At 59.8% G+C, this 12,869-nt stretch carries 11 protein-coding genes; 9 read left to right on the forward strand and 2 right to left on the reverse strand.

Translation table 11 applies throughout. The annotated features are described in order from the left end of the window. The first annotated feature begins 57 nt into the window (after positions 1–57). The 5 genes from DESU86_RS05360 to DESU86_RS05380 all read left to right on the forward strand — a co-directional run bounded on the left by DESU86_RS05360 (position 58) and on the right by DESU86_RS05380 (position 4,679). On the forward strand, positions 58–279 hold the full coding sequence (locus DESU86_RS05360) for a DUF6485 family protein (RefSeq protein WP_179980102.1): 222 nt from the start codon (positions 58–60) through the stop codon (positions 277–279). Between the two features lie 253 nt (positions 280–532). Next, complete coding sequence (locus DESU86_RS05365) at positions 533–844, forward strand: YbaB/EbfC family nucleoid-associated protein (RefSeq protein WP_179980103.1); 312 nt, start codon at positions 533–535, stop codon at positions 842–844. 4 nt (positions 845–848) lie between these two features. Beyond that, the gene (gene recR / locus DESU86_RS05370; protein ID WP_179980104.1) at positions 849–1,460 is read left to right on the forward strand and encodes a recombination mediator RecR; all 612 of its coding nucleotides are present in this window, start codon (positions 849–851) and stop codon (positions 1,458–1,460) included. 293 nt (positions 1,461–1,753) lie between these two features. Beyond that, complete coding sequence (locus DESU86_RS05375; protein WP_179980105.1) at positions 1,754–2,593, forward strand: ZIP family metal transporter; 840 nt, start codon at positions 1,754–1,756, stop codon at positions 2,591–2,593. A gap of 445 nt (positions 2,594–3,038) precedes the next feature. Continuing rightward, positions 3,039–4,679, forward strand: coding sequence for a methyl-accepting chemotaxis protein (locus DESU86_RS05380; RefSeq protein WP_179980106.1), 1,641 nt, complete (start codon positions 3,039–3,041; stop codon positions 4,677–4,679). 189 nt (positions 4,680–4,868) lie between these two features. Here DESU86_RS05380 and DESU86_RS05385 read toward each other — a convergent pair whose 3' ends face one another. Further along, positions 4,869–5,708 carry a split-Soret cytochrome c gene (locus tag DESU86_RS05385; protein WP_179980107.1) on the reverse strand — a complete coding sequence of 280 codons (840 nt, stop codon included), beginning with the start codon at positions 5,706–5,708 and terminating at the stop codon, positions 4,869–4,871. A 308-nt stretch (positions 5,709–6,016) separates the two neighbouring features. Here DESU86_RS05385 and dnaK point away from each other — a divergent pair, with 308 nt between their 5' ends. From dnaK to gatA, 4 genes are all read left to right on the forward strand, one after another. After that, positions 6,017–7,930, forward strand: a complete 1,914-nt coding sequence (gene dnaK / locus DESU86_RS05390) for a molecular chaperone DnaK (RefSeq protein WP_179980108.1) — start codon at positions 6,017–6,019, stop codon at positions 7,928–7,930. Between the two features lie 276 nt (positions 7,931–8,206). After that, a complete protein-coding gene (locus tag DESU86_RS05395; RefSeq protein ID WP_179980109.1) occupies positions 8,207–9,568 on the forward strand; it encodes a hypothetical protein in 1,362 nt (453 codons plus the stop codon). Positions 9,569–9,642: 74 nt separating this feature from the next. Beyond that, positions 9,643–9,939 carry an Asp-tRNA(Asn)/Glu-tRNA(Gln) amidotransferase subunit GatC gene (gene gatC, locus DESU86_RS05400; protein WP_179980110.1) on the forward strand — a complete coding sequence of 99 codons (297 nt, stop codon included), beginning with the start codon at positions 9,643–9,645 and terminating at the stop codon, positions 9,937–9,939. A 626-nt stretch (positions 9,940–10,565) separates the two neighbouring features. Then, the gene (gene gatA / locus DESU86_RS05405; RefSeq protein WP_179980111.1) at positions 10,566–12,026 is read left to right on the forward strand and encodes an Asp-tRNA(Asn)/Glu-tRNA(Gln) amidotransferase subunit GatA; all 1,461 of its coding nucleotides are present in this window, start codon (positions 10,566–10,568) and stop codon (positions 12,024–12,026) included. Positions 12,027–12,390: 364 nt separating this feature from the next. Here gatA and DESU86_RS05410 read toward each other — a convergent pair whose 3' ends face one another. After that, the gene (locus DESU86_RS05410; protein WP_179980112.1) at positions 12,391–12,705 is read right to left on the reverse strand and encodes a DMT family transporter; all 315 of its coding nucleotides are present in this window, start codon (positions 12,703–12,705) and stop codon (positions 12,391–12,393) included. Positions 12,706–12,869 lie beyond the last annotated feature (164 nt).

Consider the following 12,869-nt stretch of genomic DNA (forward strand, 5'->3'; position numbering starts at 1 on the left):
TGGCAGGCATGGAACAGGTCACCCGGCCTGTGGGTACACAATAGCTCAGGAGACGGCATGAACAACATAAGTCCATTCTGTTCGTGCAAAAAAATGGACTGCCCCCTGCATCCCACGAAGCACGACAAGGGGTGTGCGCCATGTATCAGCAAAAACCTCAAGTTACGGGAGATCCCCAACTGTTTTTTCGACCTGTTGCCGGGTTCGGAATCCAGAAGCGGAGATTTTTTTGAAGATTTTGCAAAGCAGGTTTTTTCTTCCAGACCCAATAAAGGTTGAAATGCTGTGCGGTTCAGAACCGGACCCAACCAAACGCGGGTTTCGGTGGAACCCATGAATTATTGCGACGGACGGCGCAGCCCGCCCGTCACGGGCATACTGACGTAAAAACCGTCAACATGCCTTGAGTTATCACGATGTTCAGCAGCCCGTCCGGCGAAACCCAGCAGCCTGCCCACAAAGCGGCGGCGCGCGCCGGACTTCAGCGCCACCAGAGTAGGCCGTAACAACTTGAATATGTAAGGAGAGTCCCATGCGCAACATGAATGACATCCTGCGCCAGGCGCAGGTCATGCAGAATAAGATCGCCAAACTCCAGCAGGATTTGGGCGAACACAGCTACGAGGCCACCAGCGGCGGCGGCATGGTCAAGGCCGAAGTTTCCGGCAAGCAGGAACTGCGCAAGATCACCATTGATCCCAAGGCGCTGGAAGGCGGCGACGTGGAAATGCTGCAAGACCTCATCCTTGCTGCCGTCAACGAAGCCGGACGCATTGCCCGTGAAACCATGGACCGCGAAATGAGCAACATTTCCGGCGGCATCAAGCTGCCCGGTCTTTTCTAGGTCCATGAACAAACGCATTCCAGAACCGCTCAAGGCCCTGGTAGAGCAGCTTGCGCGCCTGCCGGGCCTTGGCCCAAAATCCGCCATGCGCGCGGCCATGGTGCTGCTCAAGTGGCCGGAGGCCGAAACGCGCCGCCTTGGCCGGGGCATTCACGACCTGCGTGACAACCTGCACCTGTGTTCGCGCTGCGGGGGGCTTTCATCCACAGATCCCTGCCCTGTCTGCGCCGATGCCGAGCGCGCCCGCGACACGCTCTGCCTTGTCACCGAGTGGGACAGCATGCTGACCATTGACGAGGGCGGATTCTACCGGGGCCAATACATGATTCTTGGGGGCCTGCTGGCCCCGCTGGACCGTGTGGACTCTGAAAGTCTTGATACCGACAGGCTGGTGCGCCGCCTTGAAGAAGGCGAGATTACGGAACTTATCCTGGCCCTCGGCGCGACCCTTGAGGCCGAGAACACGGCCACCTTCATACGGCAGATGGTGTCCTCGCGCTTTCCGCTGGTGCGGATCTCGCGCCTCGCCCAGGGTATCCCGCTGGGCGCCGAAGTAAAGTATATGGACAAGGAAACCCTGCGGCAATCTTTGCAGTACCGTCAGGATCTCACATAAAGGTCCTCACATAGAATGCCCCAAGGCCGTCACGTGGAGCGCCCCGCATAAAGTCCGTAGCCCTGCCCTGGACAGGCCAGTTTGCTGGCCCGCGGCAAGCCCTGCGGGCAAAGGCTGAAGCTGCGTTTGCGCCTTTGCGGCGGGCGGCTGCTCACGTAACCGCCGGAACACTGTCACAGTGAAACTGCTCTGCTGCCCCGGTAACAAGGCGCTGCCACTCCAACATTTCGCGCTGCGGCGTTCGCCCGCAGCGTCCCTTCGCAAAATATATTTTCGACAACCGGGAGGTCCAGATGGAACTGGCCAGCTCTTCCGTTCAATCCCTTATCCTGCACCCCCTGGTGCAAGCCCTTGTGGCGGGCATACTCTCGTGGCTTTCGGTAACTCTTGGGGCCGCCTTCATTTTCACCCGCCGCGAATTTTCGCGTAAGGCCATGGACTGTCTTCTTGGCGCGGCTGGCGGCATGATGCTGGGCGCGGCTTTTTTTGGCCTTTTGCAACCCGCCATGGAGATGGCCGGACACATGGGCCGCCTTGGCTTTGTACCCGTGGTTTTCGGCCTTTTGCTGGGCGCGGCCTTTCTTCTGCTGCTTGACCGCGCCCTGCCCCACCTGCATCTGGTTCAGGGCACCACCGAGGGCATCTCCACCAGTTGGAGACGCAGTGTGCTTCTGGTGACGGCCATGGCCCTGCACCACATCCCCGAGGGCCTTGCCATCGGCGTGGGCTACGGCGCGGCAGCGGCTGAAAACTCCCTGCTCGGCAACATTGAAAGCCTCGGCATGAGCACGGCCCTGGTGCTCACCGTATCCATCATGCTGCAAAACCTGCCCGAGGGCATGGTTGTTTCCACCGCCTTGCGGGCCGAAGGCTACTCGGCCAAAAAATCCTTTTTCTACGGCATGCTTTCCGGCGTTACCGCGCCCATGGGGGCTGTGCCCGGCGCTCTGGCGGCGGGCGTGACTGCGGGCATACTGCCCGTGGCCCTGGCTTTTGCCGCTGGCGCCATGATTTATGTGGTTTTTGAAGAAGTCATTCCTGAGGCCAATGCCTCCGGCAACGGCAACGCGGCTTCGGTTTCCTGTATTTGCGGGGTCTGTCTTGTCATGGCGCTGACAACCCTTCTCAGGTAAACCTCATGCTTTTTAATAACAAAACGCTGGAGCAACTGACAAGCTATAAATCTTTGGGGAGCATGTCCGATAAACTCAATATGTACGGAGTAAGCGCCGTTGCTTATTACCCGGAATAGGCGCTTTGACACTTGCGGCACCTGTTTTTTTATCCTATTTTTGATAAACGATATTTACATTTTGTAGCCGAATGCTCACGCGAAACACAGGTCTCTGGGTTTGTGTCCTCTCGCTCGGAGAAGGGGAAGCAGGCATGCCTAACAGTACGTATTAATGGGTATTTTAGAGCACAAATCATTTTTGGCAACTAGGCAACATTACAAGACAAGCACGGGCTGAGCTCACAGCCAGCCACGACGACGCAACCCCGCTTCACAGGCCCAGCTTTACTGAACTTTTCCTCCGCAACCTGTGACTCCGGCAACGGGTACTCAAGGATAGATGTATGAATATTACCCTCAGCCTTCGCATGATCATTTTTTTCATTATAAGCCTTGTGCTGGCCTGTACCGCCATGCTTGTGAGCTTCAAGCTGGTTATGGCCGACGGTTTTTCTTCGCCGCAGATGTGGAAAACGCTGCTCGGCGGCCTGATCGTGGTTGTGCCCATTGGCGCCATCGGATCCGTGCTTATCAACAGCTGGCTTTCGCCCATCCGAAAATGCGTGATCTTTGCCGAAGCCATCTCCGCCGGGCACGAAGACGCCAAACTTGACGTGTACCGCACAGACTGTCTTGGCCACCTGGCCGAATCCCTGCGCATCATGGTGTCAAAGCTCGAGGATCAGGCCCACTGGTACGAAAGCATCCTCAATACCCTGCCCCTGTCCATTTCCGTCACGGACAACGACATGGTCTGGACGTTCTGTAACACCAATGCCCTCGGAAGCATGCAAAAAACCTGTCAATCAGACGTGGTGGGCAAACACTGCTCCGAAAAGCAGGGCAACATCTGCAACACGCCCGAATGCGGCATCGAGCAGCTCCGCCTTGGCAACAAGCAAGTCATCAATCACATGCCCAACGGCAAGACCATGCAGATTATGCTGGACTACCTGAAGGACTCGCAGGGCAGAACCATTGGACATGTGGAAATAGGCGAAGACATTACCGAAAAAGTGCTTCTTGAAAAAAAGGCCGCCGCTGCCGCGCATCAGGCCAGAATGTCCACCGTGACGCAGCTTGAGGACGTGGTGTCGCACCTGCAAAGGGCGGCCGACACCCTCAATGCCTCGCTGGGCGATGTGCGCGACAAGGCGGGCATAGCAGCCGACCGCATGGCCGAAACAGCCACGGCCATGAACGAGATGAACGCCACGGTTCTTGAAGTGGCCCACAACGCCGAAGGCGCGGCAGAGGCCGCCACCTCGGTGCAGGGGCATGCGCAGGACGGCGCGGGCATAGTGCTGCGCACCATACAGAGCATGCAGAGCGTGCAGCAGCAGTCCAGCGGGCTCAAGGGCGACATGGCCAACCTGGACAAGCAGGCCAAGGACATCGGCACGGTGCTTACGCTCATCCGCGACATTGCCGACCAGACCAACCTGCTGGCGCTCAACGCCGCCATTGAGGCTGCTCGCGCGGGCGAGGCCGGACGCGGCTTTGCCGTGGTGGCCGACGAAGTGCGCAAGCTGGCCGAAAAAACCATGAGCGCCACCCGCGAGGTGGAAACCGCCATTGCCACCATTCAGGAAGGCACCGGCAAAAGCTCCACCACTGTGGACGGCACCGTGACGTCCATTGAGGAAGTGGGCCGTATGGCCGAAGAATCCGGCCAGTCGCTGGAACGCATCTCCAGCCTTGCCGGCGACTCCAGTTCGCGCGTTTCGGCCATTGCCGCCGCAGCCACGGAACAGTCCGCCGCTTCTGAAGAAATCAACCGCAACATCGCTGAAGTGAACACCCTGAGCGCCCACATCGCCGAGGCCATGGATACGGCCGCGCGTCAGGTCAGCGACATGGCCGGGCAGGTCAGCGTTGTCACGGGCATCCTGGATGTCATCCGGCAGGAAGACAAACAACAGGCCCTCGCCGAAGAGGCGGAGTCAAAAACGCACGCCGTCCGGACATCACAGGCCGCCTCGTAGAAAAGGCCCACGCCTGACGTCAGCCCGCGCCTGCGCGCAAATTCGGGCATACACACGCGAGCAGCACCCGTTGGTGATTTCCAACGGATGCTGCTCGTTTTTTCAGGCCTAAACCACTTTAGCCCCGCCTTTCGGCGCTGCACCAGAATGCCTTTGAAATACTGTGAAACATCTCACAGGCGCCATAATCTAGGGGTGATTCACAAACTTGTTCTGCGTGGCGGACGTGCCGCTGTGGCAGGGGGTGCAGTCCATGACGCCCTTGGCCCAGTTGGCGTCGTTGCCCTTGGTCATATGGCACTCGCCGCAATAGGTCACGGACTTCTGCATGGGGAAGGCGCTCTTGAAATCCTTGCCCTGCTCAATCTTGGCATTGATGATTTCCGCAGCCTTGGAGGCGGTGTCCGCAGTGAGGCGGCCGCAGCGTTCGCTACGCTGCTTGCTGTCGGCCTCAATCTTGTTTTCATAACACCACTTGGACACGGAAATGTGGCAGAGCACGGAATCCGAAGCGCTCATGGGCTGTTCGCCCTTGAAGCCCTGGGCCGCGTCGCCGGGATTATACACGGGCAGTTTGGTCACTTCATACCAGCGGAACAGTTCGTTCACCATGGGGCGCACTTCTTTACGGCTCCAGAACAGCGAAAAGCTGGACGCGGCTCCGTAAAGAGCGCCGCAAATGGTGCCCCAGTCGGAGATGCCGCCCTTGTTGGCCTCAAGCATGGCAAAGGGAAACTGATTGTACGGCGCGCCGTATTTTTCGCCCATCAGGCCGACTATAGCGTAAAACGAACCGAAGCCACAGCCAAAACCCTTATGCCAGTAGCCCTCATAGGCCACCTTTGCGCATTCCTTGGGGTCGAGTTTGTGGGGCGTCCAACCAAAGGCTCCTCCAACCTGGTCAAAACGGCCCACTGCCTGCTGCGTCTGCCCCGCAGCCTTGGCCTCAGCACCGCCCAATCCGAGCACAGCTCCGCCCACTGCGAGCCCGCCAAGGCCGCAGATAATATCTCGTCTGCCGATATTCACCGTAGTCCTCCTGGTTATGTGTCTGCCGTGACACGGTTAAGTTAAATAATTCACTAGCAAGGTTGGGAAAGAAAGGTCAAATACAAAAAATGGACTAAAAACCGCCTTCCGCCCCTCCGAGCACACACTTTTTATTGTTTTTTTTCGGCAACGCTCTGGACGACCCGTCAGAAGGACTTACATATACCTCGCAGTTGGCGAGCCATCTGCCAGAATTTGTCGCGCGCGCCGTTCTGCGCGGCCCACTGGGCGACACGGTCGCTGCGCGAAACTACACGAGAAAAGCTTTCCCCGAGGAGGATCAACATATGTCCAAGATTATCGGTATTGACCTGGGTACTACCAACTCCTGCGTTTACGTCATGGAGGGCAAGGACCCCAAATGCATCACCAACCCTGAAGGCGGCCGCACCACCCCTTCCGTGGTGGCTTTTACGGACAAGGAACGCCTTGTGGGCGACATTGCCAAGCGCCAGGCCGTTACCAACCCCACGCGCACCATTTTCGCCATCAAGCGTCTCATGGGCCGCAAGTTTGACAGCCCCGAGGTTGACCGCTGGAAGGAACACAGCCCCTATGCCATCGTCAAAGCCCCCAATGCCGACGCTGGCGTTGAGGTGGATGGCCGTACCTACAGCGCGCCTGAGATTTCGGCCATGATTCTGGCCAAGCTGAAGGCCGACGCCGAAGCGTATTTGGGCGAAACCGTTACCGAAGCCGTCATTACGGTTCCGGCCTACTTCAACGACGCCCAGCGCCAGGCCACCAAGGACGCGGGCCGTATCGCCGGTCTTGAGGTAAAGCGCATCATCAACGAGCCCACGGCCGCCTCCCTGGCCTATGGCGCGGACAAGAAGGCCAACGAAAAAATCGCGGTCTTCGACCTTGGCGGCGGCACGTTTGATATTTCCATCCTTGAAGTTGGCGACAACGTCGTTGAAGTGCGCGCCACCAATGGCGACACCTTCCTGGGCGGCGAAGACTTCGACCAGCGCGTCATCAACTTCCTGGTGGAAGAGTTCAAGAAAGAGAACGGCATTGACCTGTCCAAGGACAGCATGGCCCTGCAACGCCTGAAGGAAGCCGCCGAAAAGGCCAAGAAAGACCTTTCCACCTCTATGGAAACCGAGGTCAATCTGCCCTTTATCACGGCTGACCAGAACGGCCCCAAGCACATGCTCATGAAGATCAGCCGCGCCAAGCTGGAATCCCTTGTGGGCGACCTCGTGGACAGCACCATCGAGCCCTGCAAAAAGGCTCTGGCCGACGCCGGCATGACCGCCAGCCAGATTGACGAGGTCATCCTCGTGGGCGGCATGACCCGTATGCCCCTGGTGCAGCAGGTTGTGGGCAAGTTCTTTGGCAAGGAGCCCAACCGCTCCGTCAACCCTGACGAAGTGGTGGCCATGGGCGCCGCCATCCAGGGCGGCATCCTCAGCGGCGACGTGAAGGACGTGCTGCTGCTCGACGTGACCCCGCTTTCCCTCGGCATTGAAACCATGGGCAGCGTGTTCACCAAACTTATCGAGCGCAACACCACCATCCCCACGCGCAAAAGCCAGGTCTTCACGACGGCTTCGGACAATCAGCCCTCGGTGTCCATCCACGTGCTGCAGGGTGAACGTCCCATGGCCAGCGACAACATGACCCTGGCCCGCTTTGACCTTACGGGCATTCCCCCGGCGCCCCGCGGCGTGCCGCAGATTGAGGTGTCTTTTGACATCGACGCCAACGGCATCGTCAATGTGTCCGCCAAGGACATGGGCACCGGCAAGGAACAGTCCATCAAGATCACGGCTTCTTCCGGCCTGTCCGAAGACGACATCCAGAAGCTGGTGCGTGAGGCTGAAACCCACGCCGATGAAGACAAGAAGAAGCAGGAGCTTATTGAAGCCCGCAACCATGCCGACAGCCTCATCTATGGCACTGAAAAGTCCCTGACCGACCTGGGCGACAAGGCTGACGCCACGGTGAAGAGCGATATTGAAACCAAGATGGCCAACCTGCGCAAGCTGATGGAAGGCGAAGACGCCGCTGCCATCAAGACAGCCACGGACGAACTTGCCAAGGCCTCCCACAAGCTGGCCGAGCAGCTCTACCAGCAGCAGGCCCAGCAGCCGGGCGGCCAGCCTGGCCCGCAGGCGGGCGCGGCCGAAGGCCAGTCCCACGGCAATGCCGGGGATGACGTGGTGGACGCCGACTACACCGAAGTGAAGAAATAAGCGCGCCAGGAATATCTGGCGACCGAGTTTCCCCAGGTTTACTGACCGCGTGTGGTTGCGGGCGCGAGCGCCTGCGGCCACACGCGGCTTGCCAGCCTGACGGCGGGGCGGCCACCGCCCGGACTTGGGCGAACTGGGCGCACCTGCGTGAACCAGGGCGAACTTGCCTCAACGCCTCCACTGTACTAAAAAGGTCTGGCTCCCCGTGAGCCAGACCTTTTGTTTTTTGCGGGCAGAACAAGCGCCCGTATAATACCTATCCTGCCGGAGGATACCGTGCGTACATCCACGACGTGCAGCCGCGCCCTCGAGCGCCTGACGCTTGGTCTTCTGGTGCTCCTGCTGCTCGGCAGCCTCAGCGCCTGCAAGATGCCTTTCAGCGGACAGGGCGCCCCCGTGGCCCCGGCCAAGCCGGTTGTCGGCCCCGGAACCTGCGTGGCTCTGGCCCTGCCCTCTTCCGGGCCGTATGCGCCCATTGGGAGCAAAATCCGCCAGGGCGCGCAGATGGCCCAGAAAGAAATGGCTGCCAACGGCGTGAATATGCGCCTTGAAATAATCAACACCTCGGCCCCGGACTGGCTGCAAAAGCTCAAGGCCCTGCCGCCGTCCTGCACCGTGGTGGGCGGTCCCCTGCAAGCGTCCAACTACGCGCAGGCCCGCAACGCGGGCGTCACGGCCGAACGCGCGCTCTTCACTTTTTTGCCCTCCCTTGAGCAGGGCGACGAAGGCACGCGCGCCTGGCGCTTTTTTCCCAGCCCCCAGGATCAGATCGACGCCCTCATCGGTTTTGCCTCCGACAGCCTGAACATACGCAGCTACGGAGCCTTCTATCCCAGCGACGCTTACGGCGCGCGCATGACGGGCCTTCTGGAGCAGAGCCTCTACAAGCGCAATATGGCCCTGCAAAAAGCCTCGTACAATCCGGCAGACTCCACCTCCTGGAGTACGGCTGTAGCGCCGCTCATCAATGCCAAAACGCCCGAGGGCAGCAACACGCCAGTGCCGCAGACAGCCTTTGAAGCCCTGTTTCTTCCCGATTCGTGGAAGAATATGGAAATGCTGACCACAAGCCTGCTCTATAATGGCGAAGACCGCCTGGTGCTGCTCGGCACCACGCTGTGGGAACAGGGGCTCTCCGGCAAGGTGGTGAACGCGCCTGAAAAGTATGCCCTTGCGGTCTTTCCCGCCGCCTGGAACCCGGCCCGCGCTCCTCGCGCCCTGCAAGCTCCCGGTTCGGACTTCTGGACGGCCCTTGGCTATGATTTCGCGCGGTTTGCCGTGAGCCTCGGCCTCAATACCCGCCTCAGCTCGCCGGAAATAACCGCCCGCGTGCAGCGCGCCTCGCAGATGGTCTGGGGCATGGCTCCCATCACCTGGGACAACGCCGGCGTGGCCCACCAGAAGCTCTTCATCTTCGGCGTGTCGCCCACAGGCATGGTGCCTGTTGTTCTGGAAGACTTCCGCCAGACCCACAGCAACATCTTGCAGCAGTCCGCGCTGCGCATGCAGGGCCTGCCCCCTGTGGACGCCACGGGCAATCCCGTTACGCCGGGCGAAGCGCCGCAGCAGCCCACGCTTCAGCCCATCGGCACTACGCCGCGTCCCTCGTACAAGCTCAGTCTGCCCTCACACCCCTAGAACAACATCTGTTGGAACACCATCTGTGGCCCGGCGAGCAGCAAGCGCCGCCGGGCCGGACAAAGGACTTCATAATGGCAGAGAATAAAGGCATCGGCTCAAAAGAAGTGGCCCACATGGCCCAACTTTCACGGCTCAGTCTGAGCGGGCAGGAGCAGGAGCTTTTTGCCCGGCAACTGGGAGACATCCTCGGTTATATGGATGTGCTCGCCAAGGTGGACACCAGCGCCGTCGAACCCCTGTACAGCCCGGCGCATCATACGTCCGCCGCGCGTGAAGACGTGGCCGCCCATGTGCGCACCCGACAGGAAGTGCTGTCCAATGCCCCCGAGGCTGACGGCGAATACTTCATGGTGCCGCGTATCGTTTAGAGCAGATTAACTTTGAGAATGTACATTCTCAAAGTTTAAGATACGCTCGCTTCGGTGCTTAACCGCGCAGATAAACTGCGCTTACACCTCTGCGGCGGGCGTCTGCTTCCGCACCCGCCAGAGCAATTTCAAAGTGAAATTGCTCTAGGGAAACGCGGATTTATTCCGTTTGGCGGCCTTGCTTCACTTTTTTTGAAACAGTCGAGGACAGAAGAGTCCACTCCTGCTTAAAAAAAGATCGCGCCTTGCCAAACGAAACAACTGCGCGTTTCCAGGAGGCTCTTTAATCGGTGCTTTCCTAGAGCATTTAACACGTTAAATGCTCGTGCACGGCAGGCAAAAACCTGCCTACTCGCATTTCGTGGCAAGGATTTTCAGAAAAATCCTTGCTGAGCAGTTAACTCGTTTCATTCGTAAACTGCTCTGGGCGGATTGGCATTGAAAACGGCCATTCGCAACAGTTACGGCACGGCAGTTGCGGCAAGCGGGCACGCCGTCACAGAAGGCGGCCTCCTGGCAGCCCGCATGGCAAGATTGCCCAAAAGCCCCGCTCCCGGAGCATGCGTACTCCCGGAGACCTGTTTGTATTCGCGCAAATACCGTAAGCGGAACACTTGAGAATACCCATGACCGACATATGCTCCCTCTCCCTCACGGCTGTGGCCCAGGCGCTGCAAAAAAAAGAACTGAGCGCCGAACAAGTGGCCGCCGCCTGCCTTGACCGCGTGGCCGCCACCGAGCCCGCACTGGCCGCCCTGCTGCATGTGGACGCCGAAAACGCCCTGGCAACGGCCGCCGCCCTGGACAAGGCTGGCCCCGACGCCTCGCGCCCCCTGTGGGGCGTGCCTGTCACGGTGAAGGACGCCCTCTCCACCAAGGGCATGCCCACCACATCCGGCTCGCGCATACTGGAAGGGTATACCCCTTTTTACGACGCCTTTGTGGTGCAAAAACTGCGTGAAGCCGGAGCCGTCATTCTTGGCAAGGCCAACATGGACGAATTCGCCATGGGCTCCAGCACGGAAAACTCGGCTTACCAGACCACCCGCAACCCCTGGAACGTCAACAAGGTTCCCGGCGGCTCCAGCGGCGGCTCCGCAGCCTCGGTAACTGCCGGTCAGTGCTTTGCCTCGCTGGGAACGGACACGGGCGGCTCCATACGCCAGCCCGCCGCGTTCTGCGGCTGCGTGGGCCTCAAACCCACCTATGGCCGCGTTTCACGCTACGGCGTCATCGCCTACGGCTCGTCCCTGGATCAGGTTGGCCCGCTGACCCGCAACGTTACCGACTGCGCGCGCGTGCTTACCGCCATTGCCGGGCCCGACGCCCGCGACAATACCTGCGACCCGCGCCCCGCTGAAGACTACACGGCCACGCTCGCCAGCCGCCCCCTCAAGGGCGCGCGCCTGGGCGTTCCCCGCGAGTTCTACGGCAAAGGGCTGTCTGCGGAAGTCCGCACCGCCTGCGAAGCCGCCATGCAGACAGCCAGGGACAACGGCGCTGAACTTGTGGAAGTGGGCCTGCCCCATACGGATGCGGCCATTGCCACCTACTATATCATTGCCATGGCCGAAGCCAGTTCCAACCTGGCCCGCTTTGACGGCGTGCGCTTCGGCCACCGCGCCGCTGACATCAAAAACCTTGAAGAACTTTACGTGCGCAGCCGCACCGAGGGCTTCGGGCAGGAAGTCAAACGCCGCATCATGCTGGGAGCCTACGTGCTTTCCTCCGGCTATTACGACGCCTACTACCGCAAGGCTGCCCAGGTGCGTCGCCTCATCCGCGACGAACTGCTGGCAGCCCTTGACCAGTGCGACGCCCTGCTGGCCCCCGTGTCGCCCGTCACCGCCAGCGATCTTGGCAGCAATACGGCGGATCCGCTGGAGATTTACCTCATGGACGCCTACACCCTGTCCCTGAACCTGGCGGGCCTGCCCGGCCTTTCGCTGCCCGTGGGCCTTGGCGCTGAAAGCCAGATGCCCGTTGGCATGCAACTCATCGGCAAGCCCTTTGCCGAAGCGCAGCTGCTGGCCCTTGGGCACAGCATGGAACAGGCCCTGCCGACTATCGGCAGCCCCAAGCTGTAGTCGCAACGGTCTGTAGGCAAAGAACTGCTTTGTGGGCAAAGAACTGCGTTGTGGGGGAGGGACCCTTTTGCAAAAGGGTCTCCTCCCCCACGCCCCCACCCCCTAAAACTCTTATGGTGTTTCAGTAGGGCGCAAAGAGTTTTCTGGCCTGAAGCGGGCGGACAAGAGGCGTCGGAAAGGCATCACACGGCCTCAAAGGATATTTGCGCCAGCAGCGCAGAGAACCACGCAACCCCCTTGTGGCAAACACCTGCCCCCGCAGTGCCCAGAACTATTTCCACTCGAACGTGCGTATCCAACACAAAAAAGCCGCTTTTTACAGCGGCTTTTTTGGTTAGGGGGATGTTACGAGGGGAAATGGCGTTCACGAAGAAATTTTCATCATCACAAGTCCAGTTACTATAAGCGCGGCCGCGCCCACGCGCATGGCGTTGGCAGGCTCGCCCAGCACCAGTATGCCCAGCAAAAAAGCCCCCACCGCGCCTATGCCCGTCCAGATGGTGTAAGCCGTGCCCAGGGGGAGGCTCTTCATGGCTACGGATAACAGCGCAAAGCTGGCGGCCATGGCCACAAAGGTGAGCACCGAAGGCAGCGGTTTGGTGAAACCAAGCGACAACTTCATTGTATACGCCCAGACAACCTCAAGCAGTCCGGCGAAAAAAAGAAAAATCCAGGCCATCACGGCTCTCCTTGTTCAGAGCCGGGTCGTCCCGGAGTACATACCCTTTATGGGGGAGGTCGTCCTCACGCTACTCAGTATATAAGAGCGAATGCCGTGCTGTCCAGTTTGGCAGATGGCGCGCGGTTGGGAAACTTGAGAAGGGGGCGCCTGGGCTGGCGAAG

It is taken from the genome of Desulfovibrio sp. 86 (assembly GCF_902702915.1).
Taxonomy (GTDB): domain Bacteria; phylum Desulfobacterota; class Desulfovibrionia; order Desulfovibrionales; family Desulfovibrionaceae; genus Desulfovibrio.